The sequence below is a fragment of the Chloroflexota bacterium genome (genome assembly GCA_015478725.1).
Classification (GTDB): domain Bacteria; phylum Chloroflexota; class Limnocylindria; order Limnocylindrales; family CSP1-4; genus C-114.
This window is the reverse complement of the sequence record JADMIG010000001.1, coordinates 278,277-295,918: the sequence shown is the minus strand read 5'-3', so window position 1 is coordinate 295,918 and position 17,642 is coordinate 278,277. Positions and strand designations below refer to the sequence as shown.

Below are 17,642 nucleotides of genomic sequence, written 5' to 3'. Positions count from 1 at the left end.
GCCGGGCGGCCTCACGCGAGCCCAGCTCGCTTCTTCAGGACGTCGCGGACGGCGAAGTACGCGGGCTTGGGCGAGTAGTCGCCGTTCAGCATCAGGGCATCGGCGTGCGGCCTGCCTGTGAGGTTGTACCAGGACGTGGTGTCCGTCAGTCCGAAGATCGTGAAGTTCGTGATGCCGGCGTCGAGGGCCGCCTGCAGGTAGTCGCGGTAGTAGCTCGCCTGCCATGCCTCCTCTTCCGCCTTCGTGCCCGGGAACCCGGTCATGTCGACATCGAACTCTGTCACGTAGACCTGCAGGCCGAGCGCCCGGTAGCGCTTCACCCACGACGTGAAGATCTCGGGCGACCATTGCCCGCTGATGCTCGCGTCGTGATAGGCGAGGTGCATCTCCATGGCCACGCCATCGAGCGGCGCCTTCTGGGCGAGCAGGTACTGCACGAGCTGGTAGAAACCCGCGCTGGTAGTGTCCGTGCGCCCATCGTTGGCCTGGTCGTTGAGGATCAGGCTGGCGTGAGGATCCGCTGCTCGCGCCCAGGCGAACGTCTGCGCGATGAAGGGCCAGAAGTCGGAGCCGAACGTGTTGGCCCAGAAGTGCTCTGCCGGCGTGGCGCCGTAAAGGGTGGCGGACACCGGTTCGTTGAAGACGATCCAGGTCCCGATGTCCCCCGCGTAGCGGCTCGCCACGGTGGTGACCCATTCCTTCGTGAACGCCGCCATCTGTCGTGCGCTGTAACTCCCGGCGAGTGCCCATGTCGGCACCCCAGGCGGCGTGCCGACCAGGTAGCCCAGCGCGCGCATGTGATGTGCCGGGGCGAACGAGACGATCATGTCTCCCCACCCGAAGTTGAACTGCCCCGGTGCCGGGTTACGGTCTCGCCAGCCGCCGATGTCGTTGGAGTCCAGGTTGAAGTACTTGCCGATGAGCGCCAGGTACGCCGTGTTGTTGGCGTTGAACTGTGCGCCGTCGGGTGCAACGCCAATCCGGATCCCGAGACCGTCCGCCAGTTCGCGCAGGAAGTAGTCGAGCCCAGCCGCCTTGTCGGGGCCCACCCACTGCCAGTCGCCGCCGAGGTTGGCGGCTCGCGCGATCGCCTTCCCGGTCGCGTCGAGCGCCACGATGCGACCGTCCTTGAGCTGGGTGATCCGGCTGCCGGCGGGCGCGAGCGATGCCGGCAGCGCCGGCACGTAGGGGTCGACCGTGAGGAGCGGGGTCTTCGCCCCCTTCGGCTGCAGGGGCACCTCGTCGACGAAGAGGACCCCGGCCCCCGTGACGAGGCGGGTCCCGAGGACCGGATCGATCATGGCAAGGGGGACAGGGCTGCCACCGGCCAACGTGACCGCGGTGCCAGCGGTATCGAGGGAGGCCCCGGCGAGGGCAAGGAGGGGTGTCAGGGTGGCAGCCGAGAGGAAGGCCAGCTCCAGGCGCGGATGGCCCGCCACCTTCCGGCCCGGATCGGCCACCCCGAGCACGATGCGCCCGTCGGGCAGAGTGCCCGCCAGGAGGAGCGCACACCCCGGGCGGAGGGTGAGCCCGGGCGGAGTGGCAGGCGTCAGCGTATCGGCGGGCTTCCCGCCGGGCAGGCTCGGCAGGACGAGACGGACCGGCGTCAGGGGGAGCTTTGGGAAGACCCCTGTCAGATCGATCGCGCCCTGCTGCCCGGACCAGTCGGCGACCGCCAGCGCGAGACCGAGTGCAGCAATCGGGTTCCGATCGATGCGCGCCGCCTGGGGATCGGCGACCGCGAACGCAGCGGCTGCAGCGATGAGGTCAGTCGCCTCGGCCGAGGCACCGCCGGGGAGGGGCATGGCTCCGCTCGAGGGCAGTGCGGCGGCGGCCGTGGTCAGCTGGTCGGCACCGAGCGGGGTGGGCGAAGGCGAGGGCGTCGCAGCTGACGGCGTCGGTGCCACCGTCCGCGCTGGGAGCAGGCTCGGCGTGCTCGGCGCACACGACTCACCGAGCACCATCGCCGCTGCCAGGGCTCCGGCGCCCTGCAGGAGCCGGCGGCGCGAGAGGGGGCGGGCGAAGGGTGAGGGGGGCTGGAAGGTGACATCGGCCACGCGGTCCGCCGTATCGGCCGGCTGGTCTCGCCCCATGGTCTCCTCCCTCACGCGCCCGATGGGACGCTGGCTCGCCCATGATGGCGTGCAGCGCGCCCCGGTTCGGCCCGTGAGGCCAGCTCGGTCACGCCTACACGCCGAGGGACAGCGACGCGAGCAGCTGCCTGCGCAGCGCGTAGACCGCGGGCTTGGGGTCGCCCGCAGTGTCGTACATCATCGCGTGGGCTTCCGGGTGGCCGATGGAGTTCTGCCAGGCGATCTCGTCCCACACTCCGCCTGTGCCGAATGCGCCGGTCCGGTGGCGCAGGTACGCGGCGACCGTCTCACCGTAGAGCAGCGCCTGGACGGCCACTGGATCTCGCACGGTCGCGACCGTCTTCGGCCGGCTGGGCCAGCTCGGGAAGAGCGGGGAGACGGTGACCGTCATCTCGGAGGTGATGGTCTTGATCCCGAGCGCCTTGATCTGGCCGAGGACGCGATCGATCTTCGCAAGATCGGGCGGGTCGTAGACCCAGAAGTTGTTCTCGATGTCCGCCCATCCGATCTCGATGCCCTGATCCTGGATCTGCTGCAGGTACGTCAGGTACCACCGGGAGAAGCGCGGGTCGGGGAACGTGGCCTCAAGGGGCATGTCCTCGGTAACGACCAGGATGGCCTTGGGATTGACCTCGCGTACGATCTTGCCCACGAACGCGACGATCTGGGGCGCTCCGAAGAGTTGCGGCCACAGCCCGCCGGTGGCGTCCTGCAGATAGAGGCTCCGGGCGAGGATCTCGTCCCCGATGTTCCACACCGAGATGTCGGGGCAGTACAACAGCCGCACCCGCACAGTGAACTCGAGGATCTTCTTGAGGTCAGACGCACCGTAGCTTGTGATCGTCGACGGGATGTCGTCACCCCAGACGAGGTGGAAGGCCCGAAGGGGCAGGTTACGGGCCGACGCGAACCCCCTCAGCCGATCGATGCCTTGCCAGTTGTACGGGTATCCCGAGGGAATGGCGCCATCGCGGAGCTGCGCGAGGACGCGCGGCCAGTTGGCGAGGATCTGGTTCCAGTGGGCGGTCGTGAACTCGCCAAAGACCCAGATCATGTCGAGTTCGCCCGAGGTGTAGATGTGGTTCGCGTTGCCCGTGATGAGGCCGACGTACGTCGAGTTCATGGTGAGATCGACCCAGGTGCCGTTCTCCTGGCGGGTGACCTGCATCATCGTCTCGAGGATGACGCCGGCCTTGGTGGCAAGCGGCGCAAGCGTTGCCTCGATCCAGCCCGCCTCGGCGTCGCGCAGGAGGAGGGGCGTGCCGTCGGGTGTGACGAGCGCAGTGAACGTGGCGCCGGAGGTCTCAGTGATGATCCGGCTGGCGACCTGGACTCCGTTGGGCAGCACGCCCATCGCCTTTGCGTAGCTCGCCAGGGCGCTCTTGAGCATCGTGTCGGGCGGTGACGAGTTCGCTGGCGTCGGCGTCGGCGTGGCAGCCGGCACCGGCGACGGCGGGGTGAAGGTATTGGCTGGCGTCGCGGCGATCGACGGCTCCGAGGTTTGCTTTGAGGTGGCCGATGGCCCACATGCCTCGCCGAGGACCATCGCCGCCGCAAGGGCGCCGGCCCCCTGCATGAGCTGGCGTCGGGAGAAGCGGCGGGAGAAGGGGGACGAAGAGTCGGTCGGGCAATCGCGCGTGCGGTCCGCCGTGTCGGCCGGTTGATCTCGGCCCATGGTCCCCCTCCGTCACACGCACGAACCCGCCCGATGGGACGCTGGTCGGCCCATGATGGCGCGCACTGGGCCCCGGTTCAAGGTGTCGCCTCTCGCGCAGGATGACCGCAGCCGTCCCGCCCCCACACGACGTGTGCGTCAGAGTGACCCGACCATCGTCGGGGTGCGGTGGTTCGATCCGGGACGCGGATGGCTCCTCACAACGTAGCCAGGCTCGTGGCCGTGGCCGCATGACCAAGTGCCTCCGTCTCCCGTCGAGCGGACCGGACCGTGGCTTCATAGGAGCATGTCCCGCTGAACGCACACCTGCCCGTCCGGCCCGCGTCCACCCCACGGTCGGCACGGAGGGCAAGAGTCATGACGGCAATCGGCATCGACACCCACAAGGCGACCCTCGCCGCCTGCGCGGTCGACGATCTCGGACGTCCGATCAGGGAGGCAACGTTCGCCAACGACCCACCGGGCCATGTGGCGTTCATCGCCTGGGCTCGCGCGATCGCTTCCGACGTGATGATCGGCATCGAGGGCTCGTCCTTCGTTCGGCGGACCGCTGGCGTGGTCAGTCCAGCACGCTGGGTTGGCCGTACGCGAGGTACCGCCGCACCTCAGCCGCGCCGAGCGCGGACGCACCCGCCGACCGGGCAAGAGCGATCCGGGCGACGCCCTTGCGATCGCCCGGGTGACCGCACGGGAGACGAACCTGCCGCCGATCCGGCTCCCCGATCGGACGACCGAGCTCCGGCTCCTCCTCGAAGCGCGGGAAGACCTGGTGGCCGAGACGACACGTGCCCGGAACCGCCTGCATGCGCACCTGCTGGCGCTCGTGCCTGGCTACGGGGCGAAGGTCGCCAATCTCGTCGCGGCCCGCAATCGAGCCACGATCGGGCGCCTACTGCGCGGCTACCCCACCGTCCAGGCAGAGCTCGCGCGCGGGCTCATCGTCCGCCTCGCGCGGCTCGAGCGCGAGAGCACGGCTCTCACTGCCCGGATCGATCAGCTTGTCGCCGGTCATCCGCTCCTCGCCCTGCCGGGCGCCGGACCGATCACGGTCGCCCGGCTCATCGCGGAGGTCGGCGACGTCCGTCGCTTCCGCTCCGCCGACGCGCTCGCGGCCCTAGCCGGCGTCGCACCTATCCCGGCCAGTTCAGGACAGATCCAGCGGATGCGCCTCAACCGGGGCGGCAACCGTCAGCTCAACCGAGCGCTCTATGTCATCGCGGTGAGTCAGTCCCGCTTCCATGCGCCCGCGATGGCATACATGGCTCGACGCATGGAGACCGACGGGAAGACCTGGCGGGAGGCGATCCGCGCCCTCAAGCGTCTGCTGGTCCGGCCGGTCTTCAGGCTGCTGGTGGAGGGCTCGATCGTCTCGGCCGAGGCCGCTTGACTGATAGGAGCTTGGTCATCGTGGTGAGTGGCCACCCATGGTCCGGACAGTGTCGCAGCCTTCAACCATGTCACGAACCGCCACGGTGCTGTTGGTCATCGCCACGATCTGTCTTACAGCCGCGGTAACCGTCGCCTTCGCACCAGCGACCCCGAACACGCTCGGTTCCAACCTGACGCCTCTGTGGCTACTGGGGGTCGGCGCCATTCTCGCAGCCGTCGTTGTCGATACGGACACCGCCAGGAATCGACTACCGTTCCTTCGACCTGCACACATCGAAACGCAGCGTGAGCTGAGCGCGGTTTCGCTTGAAGGGCAGAGGCTTCTCGGTCGCCTGAATGCTTACGCGGCGAGGGAGGGTGACGACGTCGCGGAGGGCTTCTGGCGCGACCAGGTTCAGCAGTGGACTGACTGGCTCGACCGGATCGTTCAGTGGCGTCTCCCCCATCTTCGATCGGCCATTGCGAACGAGGCCGATCGAGACCAGGCGGCGTTCATCGGGGTGTCCTGGCAGCATCATTTGCAGACCTGGATGCAGGTCCGCATGAAGCGGATCAACGAGATGGTCCTGGATGCCGACCGCCTCCAGCATGCTCTCGGCCCAAAGCCGAGCGAGGACGGACAGGACGGACGCCGGCCCCCGAAATGGACTGACCCTCCGCCGCCATCGGGACTCGATCCTCGCGAAGGTGCGCGCCAGCAGGAGGTCCTGCGACGCATCTGGGCCGAATACTTGGCCAGCCACGACGGAATCTCACCGACCCAAATCGCCGGCTTGGAGCCACTGCCCAAAGAGTTCGTGGAGTCGCGCCTGGACCAGCTCGGCGAGACTTGGCGCCGTTCGGAGTACTGGCTCTAGGTGTAGGGTCCAGGCTTGCGACCATCGGTCGCTGACCGGGCCACGATCCCGGCATGGTGTCGGCCCGGCTGATCCACCTGGAGATGGCCGATACTGGCCACGACACCGCCCAGACGCATCCGAGCGGCGGTGATGAGGTGCGACCCATGAGCTTCAACGAGGACATCGTCGAGCGGGCGAAGCGCAACACATCCTTCCGGGAGGTCCTCGCGACCAGCCCCCATGCGCAGGTCGTCGTGATGAGCGTCCCACCCGGCGGCGAGATCGGCGAGGAGGTCCATGAGAACGTGGACCAGGTCCTCGTCTTCGTCGCGGGCGAGGGCGCTGCCATCCTCGATGGCGATCGTCGCCCGGTCGGCCCGGATCGCCTCGTCCTCGTCCCGGCCGGCACGCGCCACAACTTCGTCAACACCGGCGCCTCTGACCTGCGGCTCTACACGGTCTACGCTCCGCCGGAGCATGCCCCCGGCACGATCCATCGGACGAAGGCGGACGCCGACGCGGCCGAGGCGAGCCACGCGGGTGAGGCACCCAGGTCCTAGCAAGACGGCTGCTCGGGGGCTGCTGGTCATAGAGTCAGAATAATCAGATTGACATCTGCAAAGGACGAGCCGATACTTGCCCTGTGTTCCGACCACTCGACGAAGTCCAGGCGGATCTGCAGCATCTCGAGGATCGTTGCCAGACCGTCGTCGCCAGCGCATGGGCGGACTATGCCGAGCAGCACCGGGCTCTCCGTTGGCAGTACAACGTGCCGAGGGTCCAGGCAGTGTTGCTGCACCAGTACATGGAGAACTGGGCGAGATCACTCTTCGTCGATGAGCCGAGCATCACGATGCCGCCACCCGGGTCGCAGCTCTTCTTCCTGGACTACAGGCACAAGTACATCATCAAGCCGAGGAAGCTGAACCACGACTTCACCGTGGCGAACAACAGCACCCGCCTCGCGCTCGACTTCGTAGAGCAGGACGACGGGCAGCTGGCCCTCGATAGCATGCCGGAGCCAGTCACCAACCTCCATCTCGGCTACCTCCTCAATGCGACCCGCTCGGCGATGATCAGCGCTCACATCGTCTGCCCGAACGGCGTGGCGGGTTATCGCTGGGAGTGGACGCTGCGGGCGCCGGACGTGGGGTCCGAGCCGATCCGACTGCCGGCGCCCGATACTGGGCCGCGCGCGCGGCCCAAGGAGGTCGAGCCCCCTGCCGCCGAAGAGCGTCAGGATGCATCCGGCAGCTGAAACCGACGGTCGGCCGAACCCGCAGATGGTGGCCCTCGCGCGGGAATCGCGTGGGCTCACGCAGAGCGAGTTAGCGCGCTTCCTGATCGTCTCGCAAGGCTATCTGTCGAAGGTCGAGGCCGGGCTGTTGGTCCCAACCGACGACATACTTGCTCGCCTGTCGAGCGCGTTGGACTATCCGGTGTCGTTCTTCTATCTCGCTGATCCGACCTATGGACCTGGGGTGACAGAGTTCTGGCATCGGAAACGACAGGCTGCGACGAGTCGCGATCTGCGACGCATCTACGCCGAGATCAACAAGCGGGTCATGCACGTCAGCCGGCTCCTGCGGGGCGCGGAGATCCCCGAGGGGTTCCCACGGTTCGATCTCGACGAATACGAATCGCCCGAAGAGATCGCGCGCGCGGTGCGCGCTGCCTGGAATCTCCCGTCCGGGCCTATCCAGAACCTCATCCAGGCCGTCGAAAGCGCGGGCGGGCTTGTGATCCGCATGGACTTCGGCACGCGCCTGGTCGACGCTGTGAGCCGGTGGGTGCCGGGCCTGCCGCCGCTGTTCTTTCTGAACGCTGATCTCGTCGCCGATCGTGAGCGGCTCACTCTCGCGCACGAGATCGGGCACATCGTCATGCACAAGGTGCCGACTCCCACGATGGAGGACGAGGCGTTCCGGTTTGCGGGCGAGCTGCTCATGCCCGAACGCCAGATTCGGCCGATGCTTCGCGCCCTTACGCTTCCGCGATTGGCAACGCTGAAGTTGATGTGGCGCGTGTCGATGGCCGCGATCGTGACTCAAGCAGCTCGCATTGGGGCCATCACGAAGAACCAGGAACGCTACCTGTGGATCCAGATCGGTCGGGCTGGCTACCGACAACGCGAGCCCGTCGAACTCGACTTTCCGAAAGAGCCGGCCGGATTGCTCCACGAGCTGTTGGACCTTCACCGAACGACGCTCGGGTATTCGATCAGCGACCTGAGCCAATGGTTCGCCGTCTACGAGCGCGAGCTTCTGTCGGCATACCCGCTAACCCCGACCGCAGACGAGGGCCGGCGACATCTTCGCGCCATTGCAAACTGACCTAGCGCCGAGCCGAGCCGAGCGGCGCATTCAGATCGACTCGGCCTGCGGGGCAGCGACGCTGCAGGATCGGCTCGGGTCCGGCTCCGCACTGTGACCCGGGCCGATGCCCGGACGACGGTGAGCGAGTGAGTGAGAGCGATGCCGCAGTGAAGGAGCAGCCCAAGGGCGACCGGTTCAGCATCTACGGGAAGTGCACTCTCCTCATCACGGCGCTCGTCGGCGAGGATGGACAGCCTCTCTTCACGGAGGCCGACCTTCCTGCCCTGATGGAGAAGGGTGCAACGGCGATCGACAGGCTCTTTGACATCGCGGCGCGCATGTCGGCGATCGACGTGGGCGATGGCAGGCCGTCGTACCTCCAGACGCTCTTCCCGGACAAGCTGATCCGCGCCCTGGTCGATCGCGGCGATAGTGACGCGGAGATCCTGGCGGCCATAGACAGCGACGAGCTCAAGTGGTGGTTTGACCGCTTGACGTCGCCGCCGGCCAAATGCCGGGCACTTCTCGCGGAGCTGAGGCAGAGGCCGTCGTCCGGGGAGGGCAAGCCCGGGCCGCAGCCAATGGTGACGGCGGGGGATGTCGCGCGGACGCGCCAGGAGCTCGCGTCCTGGGGCCGCCCGGCCGGGGAGCGGTCGATTGCCGACGAGCTCGGCGTGAGCCGCGACGCTGTTCGCTATGCGCTCGGAAAGGACAGGCGTCGGCGTCGGGACGCCTAACTACCGACCAGACTACCGACCACCCGCCACCTTCACCCGCCGCCCATGGGGCTGCTAGAACAGCCCCATGACACGGATCAATGTTCCGCTTCCCGAGAGCGCCGCCGAGCGGCTCCGTGACCTTGCCCGCCGCGAGATGCGGGACCCGCGCTCGCAGGCCAGCCTCCTGATCCAAGACGGGCTCCGCCGAGCCGGCCTGGACCCCGAAGGGTCGCGCGCGGCTGCTACAGACTCGGCTCGGCCGGGCGGGCAACCATGACGTCCGTCGCGCACGAGGCCGTCATGCGGCCGCCGACCTCAAGTTGGACCACGCGATCGCGCTCGCTGACGGCGGTGCGCCCTTCGATCGGGCGAACGCCGGCGTGCTCTGCGGGCCGTGCAACAGCCGCAAGTCGGGCGGCCGCGGTGCCGGCTCCTCGGACGGGTGGGGGGGTATGAGGGTAGGTGGCCGCCGCGGCGCCCAAAGGTCGTCAGCCGCTTGTGATACGCGGCCGAGTTTCGCCATTCTTGTCACTCCGCCCGGTCGGTGAGCGGAGCTAGCTGATGGGCAGGCGCGGTCCCGCTCCCATGCCCAGCACACTCAGGCGGCTCCACGGTGAGACGCGCCCGTCGCGCCTCAACGATCGGGAGCCCCTGCCCCGCCAGACCGCGCCGCGACCGCCTGCCCACCTCGATCCGGCCGCCAGGGTCATCTGGCGGCGGACGGTCCGCGCGATGCCCGCGGGCGTCATCACGGGCGCCGACACCGATGCCCTCGCCTGCTACTGCGAGGCGGTCATCCGCTATCGCCAGGCGGCCTCGCTGCTCGTCCGCTCGGCACCCCTCATCCGCGGCGCACGGGCAGGCGACCTCATCGCGAACCCGCTCGACCGGATCATGCGGGGCTGGGCCGACCAGATCCGCCTGTTCGGCCGCGAGCTCGGACTGACACCCTCGGCCCGGGCAGGCTTGCACATGGAGATCAGCCCCTTCAGTCCCTCGGTCGCGGACGAGATCGGCTTGCCGCCGCGGTTCAGGGTCCTGGCTCCCGCGGCGGGCGATGGCTGAGCCGATGGGAGGAGCGCTCGAACTCGCGCCTCGGACACGGGCCAGGCTCGGGGAACCCGACCCCCGGGTCGTCACCCCGATCATCACGATCGGCGGCGGCCGGCGGTCGGTTTCTCACCTTGCCAACTCCCCGGCAACAGAGCGTACATGGATCCCTGAACGCGAGGCGATGCGGGCCGCGCTCCGGGTGGTACTGGACCTTCCCCGGGTGCTCCCCTCCCCCGCGGACGGAGGCGAGCAATGACGATGGCAACCGCGACCCGACGCGTGGCGACCTACGAACGAGTGAGTTCGGCCGACCAGCGCGAACGCGAGACGATCAAGACCCAGACCGACGCTCTCGACCGACGGCTCTCCTTCGAGTCAGACGTCGAGATCGTCGCCCGATATATGGACGACGGGGTTTCGGGCACGATCGCCCTCGCCAACCGCCCCGCCGGAAGCCAGCTGCTGCGGGATGCGGCCGCCGGGCACTTCGACGAGTTGTGGATCGTCGCCATTGACCGGCTCGGGCGCGACGCGCCCGATGTCATGCTCGCCCGGCGACGGTTCGCGTTCCTTGGCATTCGGCTCATGTCCCTCACGGGCGAGGTACAACCGCTCGTCGCAGACCTCGAGGCGGTCATCGGCGACTTCAATCGACTGAAGTTGCTCGCGGACATGGCCCGAGGGATGACGAGAGCGGCGCGAGAGGGCCGCTACACCGGTGGCATCGTGCCGTTCGGCTATCGGGTCCAAGGCCTCAAGGAATCGGCCCGTCTCGTCTCGGACGACTCGATCGTGTGGGCGGATCAGAGCGCGGCGGACATCGTCCGCTGGATCTACCAGCGCCTGGGGGCCGACCGCTGGAGCTGTCGGCGCGTCGCCGAGGAGCTCAACGCCCGGGGCGTACCCACCCACTACTCCCGCGACGACCGGCTCGTGACCTCCAAAGGTCAACGGGCACAGCGGACCCAGGGCGTATGGAGATCAGGACGGATCCGGAACCTCGTCGTCAATCCGCTTTACCGAGGTGAGCTCCAGTACGGCCGGAGAACCACGAAGGCGTCACACGGTCGCGAGGTGATCTCCGCACCGGTCGAGCCGCTGGTTTCCCCGGCGCTCTGGCATGCGGCGCAGGAGGCACTCGCGGCGAACCGGACGATCGCGAAGAACACGCGGCGCAAGTACCTGCTGCGGGGCGTCATCCACTGCGGGATCGATGGCCTCTCCTACTGCGGGACCCAGGGTCGGGGCGAGGTCGGCTGGTATCGCTGTACCGGCCAGCTCGTCGAGCGCGGTCCCCTCCCAGGGCGCTGCTGGGGCCAGTCAATCCGGACCGATGCCATCGAACCAGTTGTCTGGGCTGACGTTGAGCGGTGGCTCCGCGACCCCGGCGATGTCCTCGACGAGCTCGACGGACAAGCTGATCGCGAGGCCCACGGCACGGTCGTCGTCGCCGAGTCGATCACGCTCGCGCGAGCGATCGAGGCTCTGGGGGCCCAGCGCAAGCAAGCGATCGCCCTCAACATCCGTGGCCGCCTGCCCGACGCAGAGCTGGATAGCGAGCTTGACCGGATCGCGGCCGAGACGACCGAACTCGAGCGCCGTGTGGCCGCCTTGGAGCCCCGTGACGACCCGGACGTGCCGGTGGCGGCCATCGACCTGCTCGCCGAGGTCCGGGCCCGCCTGGACGCTGGACTGACCGCTGAGCAACGCCAGGAGATCGTCCGTCTGCTCGTTCGCGTCGTCCTGAACACCACGACCCACGACGACGGCAGGAAGAGCGTCTGCGCCCTCGTGACCTACCGGTTCCCGGGTGTAGTCGAAACCTCCACGGGCACGGGTTCATCGCGGCGACGAGCTGGAACCTCGCCGGGAAGGTCTCGGCGCGACCGGCCCGGACGATCGCCACGCGACCATCCTCGAGCGGCTGCCGGAGTGCCTCGAGGACATCCCGATCGAACTCCGCGAGCTCGTCGAGGAACAGCACGCCGTGGTCAGCCCGGGTCACCTCGCCCGGCGCGAGTCGCGGACCCCCACCGACCATGCCCGCGTACGAGATCGTGTGGTGCGGTGCGCGGAACGGCGCGCGCCGGATCAGACCCCTGAGCGGCGCCTCGCCGGCCACCGAGTCGACGATCGTCGCGGCGAGTGCCTCGGCGTCGTCGAGCGGCGGGAGGAGTCGCGGGATCGTGCGGGCGAGCAGCGTCTTGCCCGCCCCGGGGGGGCCGATGAAGAGGATGCCGTGGCCACCGGCAAGCGCGATCTCGAGCGCTCGCCGCGCCTCCACCTGGCCGCGGACCTCTGCCAGGTCGGGGATCGAGGTCTGATCGTCCTTCCGGGCCGGCGTCCCGTCGTCGACCGGACCGCCGGCGAGCTCGACGCGGGCCGCCACCGTCGGCGTCCGCGGCCGTCGGCCGGCCGGTCGCAGCACCTCGAGGGCCTCGCCGAGCGAGGCGGCGCCGATCGCCTCCACGCCGTCGACGAGACGCGCCTCGGCGAGGCGATCCAGCGGCACCACGACGCGTCGCACGCCGCGTCTCGCGAGCGCCACGACCATCGGCAGGACGCCCGGCACCGACCGGACGTCGCCACCCAGCGACAGTTCGCCGATGAGCGCCCAGCGGCCCGTCGCCCGGAGCTGCTCCGAACCGATGAGGATCGCGGCCGCGATCGCCAGGTCGAGCGAGGACCCTCCCTTGCGCAGATCCGCCGGGGCCAGATTGACGGTGATCCGACGAGGTGGGTAGACGAACCCGCTGTTCCGGATGGCTCCGCGGACGCGTTCTCGCGCCTCCTGGAGCGCGGTGTCCGCGAGACCGACGATCGTGGACCCGGGCAGCCCGGGAGCGACGTCCACCTCGACGCGGATGACGCGTCCCTCGAGCCCATGGAGGGTGGCCGAATGGATCGTCGCAAGCACGGTCCGAAGGCTAGGACCGCCGGCTCACCCGCGACTTACCAGGCGCCATCCAGGCGGCTCGTCCGCTGGCGGCTGGTCCGCTCAGCGGCTCGGCGCCACGACGAGTCGGCTGCCTTTGGCCGGCTCCTTGTCGACCGCCCGAGCGAAGTCGAGGAGCGACCGGCCGAGCGGTGAGTCCGCCTTCGTGAACATGAACGGCGCGCCGCTGTTGAGGGCGCTGATCGCCCCGCGGTACTCGTTCACGACCTGATGGTCGATCGTCCGCTTGAGAGCCCCCTCGGCGTTCTTCACGCTGATCCCGGTGAAGGCATTCGAGCGATTGAGGACGAGCTGCACCTTCCCCTGCTCGTAGCCGAGGTTGGCGATCGTCTCGAGGACGAGGCGGACATTCTTGAGGCACGACAGGTCGGCGGTCATGACGACGAAGATCGTGTCGGACGCGTCGAGGGCTCGAAGGTTCACCTCGTCGAGCCGCTTGTCGATGTCCACGAGGACGTAGTCGTACAGCGTCCGGAGGTGATCGAGGATGAGCGGCACGTGGTCCGCCGTGACGAGCTCGGCCGTCTCCGGTGATGGCGGAGCGAGGAGCAGGTCGACGCCCGAGTCGTGCTTGACGAGGACCTGCTTCACGAGGTCCACGTCGATCGTCGATGCGGTCACGACGTCGACGATGCTCTTCCGGTCGAGGCCGAGGTCGAGGAAGACGCGATGGTCGCCGAACTGGAGGTTGCCGTCGACGAGGGCCACCGAGCGCCCGAGCTCGCGATGGAGGGCGATCGCCGCATTGATCGCGATCGTCGTCGTCCCGACCCCGCCCTTCGCCCCGTAGTAGACGTGCAGGCGCCCGAGCGGCGGGCGGCCGACAAGGGTCTCGGCCGGGGCGAACCGGGCGAGGAGGCTCCTGATCCGGGCGACGAGCTCGGCCGGGTGGAACGGCTTGATGAGGTAGTCGTCTGCGCCCGCCCGCAGGCCGCGCACCTTCTGCTCGACCTCACGCTCGGCGGTGAGCATGATGATCGGGACGTGGACGGTCGCGCCCTCCTCCGCCCTGATCCGCTCCGCGACCTGGTAGCCGTCGAGCTTCGGCAGCAGGACATCGAGGAGGATAAGCGCAGGGCTGTCCACGCCCCACAGCCGGATCGCTTCGGTCCCGTCCGCAGCGACGACGACCTCGTAGCCTTCCTGCTTCAGCGTGTAGGTGAGCTGTCGCTGGACGTTCGGGTCGTCGTCGACGACGAGGATCTTGGCCGCCATCAGGTCGCGTCACCCCTCCGTGCGAGCCCGGGCGGGCTCCGGCGTCCGGATTATAGGCGTTCGACCGCGACGCTCCGAGTGACGGCGTCGAAGATGATCCGACTCCACGTCTCGAGCCGATCGCGTACGGCTGCGACCTGTTCGCCCGTGGCGAATCCGCCCTCGAGCTTGTCCGACTCCCGGATCCCGACCGGACGCCCGTCCGCCTCGGCCATGTAGACGACGCCGAGGTGCACGGCACCGACGGGGCTCGCATCGTCGTTGATCAGGCCGACGGGCCTGAACGGCGGCACGAACGCCGCCTCGAGCTCCTCGCTCCACTCCCGCAGGAGTCCTCCGTCGAGGTCCGTGTCGCCCGGATTGAGATGGCCGCCGATGCCGATCGACCAGCGATCGTGGAGGCGCTCGTCGCCGCCGCGGCGGGTGCGGCGCATGAGGAACCAGTGCGGGCCGTCGCGGAGGACGAGGTACGGGATGATCTGCTTGGCGGTCGGGTCCGCCTCGGCCGCGGACCGGAGGACGAACCGCCCCTCCGACTTCATGGCGCCGACAAGGTCGGCGATCCCCCCCGGATCCGTCCGCAGGCCATGCCACGGGATCGGGACAGCCACCGCGCGAGGAACGACGAGGACGTGCTCGGATGGGTCGCTCACCCGGCTTCGTCCGCGTCGCCGCCGTCCGGCGCCTCGAGGCGCGCGCGCGCCTCGGCGAACGCCGCCGTCAGCTCCGCCGGATCGCCACGCTCGATCTGCACCCGCCAATCCACGAGGACGGCCTCGAGGTCGCGGATCCGCGCGACGATCGAGGCGGCATTCGTCGCGGCGATCCCGGCGGCCATGGTCGGGTCGCCGCGAGCGAGGCGCGTGGCGGACGCCCAGCCGCTCGCCGCGAGCGCACGCGCCGCCGCCGCGTCCGGTCGCTCGGTGTCTCCAGCCGGGCCGAAGACGGCACCGGCGAGCGCGGCGGCAACGATGAGGGGGAGATGGCTGATCCCGGCGACCGCGGCATCGTGATCGGCCGCGTCCATGACGACCGGGGCCGCACCACACGCGCGAGCGAGTGCTGCGATCCTGTCGACGCCTCCGGCGGGGCTCGTGGCGGTCGGCACCACGACCCACGGCCGGCCCCTGAACAGGAGATCGTCCGCGGATCCGAAGCCGCTCGTCTCCCGGCCGGCCATCGGATGGCCACCGACGAACGGCAGGTCGAGGCGAACGGCCCGCGCGACGATCGCCGCCTTCGTCGACGCCACATCCGTCAGCAGGACGTCCGTCGCGAACCGATCGCGGACGTCCTGCTCGCCGCTGCGGTCGATCAGATCGAGGCAGGCGAGCGGGGGCGCGGCAAGGATGACGAGCGAGGCGCCGTCGACCGCCTCGCCGATCGAACCCGCCGCCACGTCGACGGCGCCCGCCGCGAGCGCGGCGCGTGGGCCGCGCCCGTCGGGCGTCCATGCGGAGATCCACGGTCGACGGGCAGGGTCGTCGTCCGGCCGGCGAAGCGCCCGGGCGATCGAACCGCCGATGAGCCCGAGACCGAGAAGAGCGACCCGCATCGGGCGATTATCGTCGCTCCGCCACCGTCGGCGCCGATGGAAGGCTCGGCGTGGGCGTCGGCGCCTCGATCCTAGGGGCCCGGAGTCTCCTCGCTCGTCGTCGTCGGAGGGGGTCGATGGCCGCCCGGTTCGGCGGATGGGATCGCCGACGCGGGAGGCGAAGCGCTCTCGATCGGAGAAGCCGATGCAGTCGGAGCGCTTGCCGCCCTCGTCGAAGCCGCGGACTCGGACGGGATGGGCGACGCCGGCGGTGCCGGGGAAGCGGACGGCGAGGCCGACGCGCGCGATCCGAGGCCGGCGACGATCGGGGTGGGGTTCGCGAGGTCGGTGGTGCCTTTGTGCACCGGCGGTGAGCCGAGACCGCCGAGGGCCAGCGCGACGGCCGCGATGACGAGATTGATCAGGCCGAGCGCGAGCACGAGGCGGGCGCGCTGCGCGACGGTCACGATGATCCGGGCTCTCCGTGCACGGGCACCTGCGCGGGTCGGGTCCAGCGTGGCTCAGCCGATCGTACCATCCCCCGACGTACTTCCTGCTCCCGCTTCCGACGCGATCCCAACGTTCCCGAGCGACGCTTCCATGAGCCGCAGGTAGCGCGCGGGCCCGCCTCCTGTCTGGCTCTCGAATAGCACCATGGATGTGGCACGCCAGCGGAGCGACAGACCGTCGGCCGCGGCGATGAGCCGGCGCGCGAGCCGCGGCCCCGCCCGGACCCCGTCGGAGCGGGCGAGCGTGAGATGCGGCCGGAACGGCCGCTGGTCGGTCGGCCAGCCGAGCTCCACGAGGGCTCGATCGAGGGTCGAGGCAAGAGCGCCGAGCTCGGTCTGACCGGCCCCGATGCCGAGCCACAGGGCCCGCGGGCGATCTGTGCCGGGGAATGCCCCGGCGCCCGTCACCCGAACCTCGAAGGGGTGGCCGGCGGCGGCGACGCGTTCGACCGCCGTCGCGATCCGTTCGACGTCTGGATCGAGGGTGGGCCCGATGAACCGGATCGTGACATGGAGGGCGTCCAGCCGGACCCAGCGGACGTCGTTCGCGCCGCGTCCCCCGCGACCGACGGGCCCGACGATCGCGGCGCCATCCGCGGCGCGAACGCCCTCCACGAGCGCGGCCACCCCACGGATGACCTCCGCCGGCAGGGGCACCGCGACGAACAGCCGACGGCCGGGCTCACGCGCCCGGGCGAGCCACGCCGGCTCGCGCGGATCGGCCGCCACCGTTTCGCGGCGCGGTTCGCCGAGCGGCGCGTCCTCCGTCATCGGCCGGATCGGCCGCCGCCCGCCCTCCGCTCGGCGTCGAAGGTCCGTCGGTCGGCGAGGAGGACCTCCCGGGCCGCCACCGCTGCGCGCCAGCCGACGACCTCCGTCTCCTTGGACTCGAGCAGCTTGTACGTGTCGAAGAAGTGGCGGATCTCGACGAGCCGGTGGGGCCTGACCTGGTCGAGGTCAGCGACGTGGGCCTGATGCGGGTCGCCCACGGCGACGCAGAGGACCTTGAAGTCGAAGCCCTTGTCGTCGCGCATCTCGAGCCCGCCGATCGGGCGCGCCCAGACGTGGCAGCCGGTGAACGTGGGCTCGTCGATGAGGAGGAGTGCGTCCGTGTGATCGCCGTCGCCGGAACGCGTTCCCTCGACGAAGCCGTAGTCGAAGTTGTAGTAGACGGCTGAGGAGAGGACGCGGTCGAGGCGGAACACGCGCTCGTGCTCGTCCCACTCGTACTTGTTCCGACTGCCGCGGGGGATCTCGACCACGACTTCCACGACGTCCGGGAACCGGTCGCTCACGCGCTCGCCCATCCGCACACGATACCCGTGCCGGGCCCGTGACGCGCGCG

Annotated in this window: 18 protein-coding genes; 10 read left to right on the top strand and 8 right to left on the bottom strand. The window is 69.5% G+C overall.

From position 1 onward, the window contains the following. Positions 1 to 11: 11 nt before the first annotated feature. Both IVW53_01320 and IVW53_01315 read right to left on the bottom strand, forming a co-directional pair. A complete protein-coding gene (locus IVW53_01320; GenBank protein MBF6604210.1) occupies positions 12 to 2,108 on the bottom strand; it encodes an endo-1,4-beta-xylanase in 2,097 nt (698 codons plus the stop codon). Positions 2,109 to 2,187: 79 nt separating this feature from the next. Beyond that, positions 2,188 to 3,768: an endo-1,4-beta-xylanase gene (locus IVW53_01315; GenBank protein ID MBF6604209.1), complete on the bottom strand. Its 1,581-nt coding sequence runs from the start codon at positions 3,766 to 3,768 to the stop codon at positions 2,188 to 2,190. 550 nt (positions 3,769 to 4,318) lie between these two features. Between IVW53_01315 and IVW53_01310 the strand changes: the two genes are divergently transcribed. The 10 genes from IVW53_01310 to IVW53_01265 all read left to right on the top strand — a co-directional run bounded on the left by IVW53_01310 (position 4,319) and on the right by IVW53_01265 (position 13,174). Continuing rightward, positions 4,319 to 5,155, top strand: coding sequence for an IS110 family transposase (locus tag IVW53_01310; protein MBF6604208.1), 837 nt, complete (start codon positions 4,319 to 4,321; stop codon positions 5,153 to 5,155). A gap of 85 nt (positions 5,156 to 5,240) precedes the next feature. Next, positions 5,241 to 6,014: a hypothetical protein gene (locus IVW53_01305; GenBank protein MBF6604207.1), complete on the top strand. Its 774-nt coding sequence runs from the start codon at positions 5,241 to 5,243 to the stop codon at positions 6,012 to 6,014. 146 nt (positions 6,015 to 6,160) lie between these two features. After that, complete coding sequence (locus IVW53_01300; protein ID MBF6604206.1) at positions 6,161 to 6,556, top strand: cupin domain-containing protein; 396 nt, start codon at positions 6,161 to 6,163, stop codon at positions 6,554 to 6,556. An 83-nt stretch (positions 6,557 to 6,639) separates the two neighbouring features. Then, positions 6,640 to 7,254 (top strand): hypothetical protein, encoded by a 615-nt coding sequence (locus IVW53_01295; protein MBF6604205.1) that lies wholly within the window; start codon positions 6,640 to 6,642, stop codon positions 7,252 to 7,254. Continuing rightward, positions 7,238 to 8,329 carry an ImmA/IrrE family metallo-endopeptidase gene (locus tag IVW53_01290; GenBank protein ID MBF6604204.1) on the top strand — a complete coding sequence of 364 codons (1,092 nt, stop codon included), beginning with the start codon at positions 7,238 to 7,240 and terminating at the stop codon, positions 8,327 to 8,329. The genes IVW53_01295 and IVW53_01290 overlap by 17 nt, the downstream gene beginning before the upstream one ends. Before the next feature lie 149 nt (positions 8,330 to 8,478). Then, positions 8,479 to 9,048, top strand: a complete 570-nt coding sequence (locus IVW53_01285; GenBank protein ID MBF6604203.1) for a hypothetical protein — start codon at positions 8,479 to 8,481, stop codon at positions 9,046 to 9,048. 67 nt (positions 9,049 to 9,115) lie between these two features. Beyond that, a complete protein-coding gene (locus tag IVW53_01280; GenBank protein ID MBF6604202.1) occupies positions 9,116 to 9,307 on the top strand; it encodes a hypothetical protein in 192 nt (63 codons plus the stop codon). 308 nt (positions 9,308 to 9,615) lie between these two features. Beyond that, entirely contained in the window at positions 9,616 to 10,095 is a 480-nt protein-coding gene (locus IVW53_01275) for a phage terminase small subunit P27 family (protein ID MBF6604201.1), read from the top strand. A gap of 246 nt (positions 10,096 to 10,341) precedes the next feature. Continuing rightward, entirely contained in the window at positions 10,342 to 12,186 is a 1,845-nt protein-coding gene (locus IVW53_01270; protein ID MBF6604200.1) for a recombinase family protein, read from the top strand. A 136-nt stretch (positions 12,187 to 12,322) separates the two neighbouring features. Further along, a complete protein-coding gene (locus IVW53_01265; protein MBF6604199.1) occupies positions 12,323 to 13,174 on the top strand; it encodes a hypothetical protein in 852 nt (283 codons plus the stop codon). Here IVW53_01265 and IVW53_01260 read toward each other — a convergent pair. From IVW53_01260 to IVW53_01235, 6 genes are all read right to left on the bottom strand, one after another. After that, positions 13,082 to 14,254, bottom strand: coding sequence for a response regulator (locus tag IVW53_01260; GenBank protein MBF6604198.1), 1,173 nt, complete (start codon positions 14,252 to 14,254; stop codon positions 13,082 to 13,084). The two genes, IVW53_01265 and IVW53_01260, sit on opposite strands and share 93 nt — an antisense overlap. A 50-nt stretch (positions 14,255 to 14,304) precedes the next feature. After that, positions 14,305 to 14,907 (bottom strand): hypothetical protein, encoded by a 603-nt coding sequence (locus IVW53_01255; GenBank protein MBF6604197.1) that lies wholly within the window; start codon positions 14,905 to 14,907, stop codon positions 14,305 to 14,307. Then, positions 14,904 to 15,809, bottom strand: a complete 906-nt coding sequence (locus tag IVW53_01250) for a prephenate dehydrogenase/arogenate dehydrogenase family protein (protein ID MBF6604196.1) — start codon at positions 15,807 to 15,809, stop codon at positions 14,904 to 14,906. Before IVW53_01250 ends, IVW53_01255 begins: the two co-directional genes overlap by 4 nt. Positions 15,810 to 15,880: 71 nt before the next feature. Further along, the gene (locus IVW53_01245) at positions 15,881 to 16,255 is read right to left on the bottom strand and encodes a hypothetical protein (protein ID MBF6604195.1); all 375 of its coding nucleotides are present in this window, start codon (positions 16,253 to 16,255) and stop codon (positions 15,881 to 15,883) included. A gap of 54 nt (positions 16,256 to 16,309) precedes the next feature. Continuing rightward, complete coding sequence (gene thpR, locus IVW53_01240) at positions 16,310 to 17,068, bottom strand: RNA 2',3'-cyclic phosphodiesterase (GenBank protein ID MBF6604194.1); 759 nt, start codon at positions 17,066 to 17,068, stop codon at positions 16,310 to 16,312. Beyond that, positions 17,065 to 17,604, bottom strand: coding sequence for an inorganic diphosphatase (locus IVW53_01235; GenBank protein MBF6604193.1), 540 nt, complete (start codon positions 17,602 to 17,604; stop codon positions 17,065 to 17,067). Before IVW53_01235 ends, thpR begins: the two co-directional genes overlap by 4 nt. Between the last annotated feature and the right edge of the window lie 38 nt (positions 17,605 to 17,642).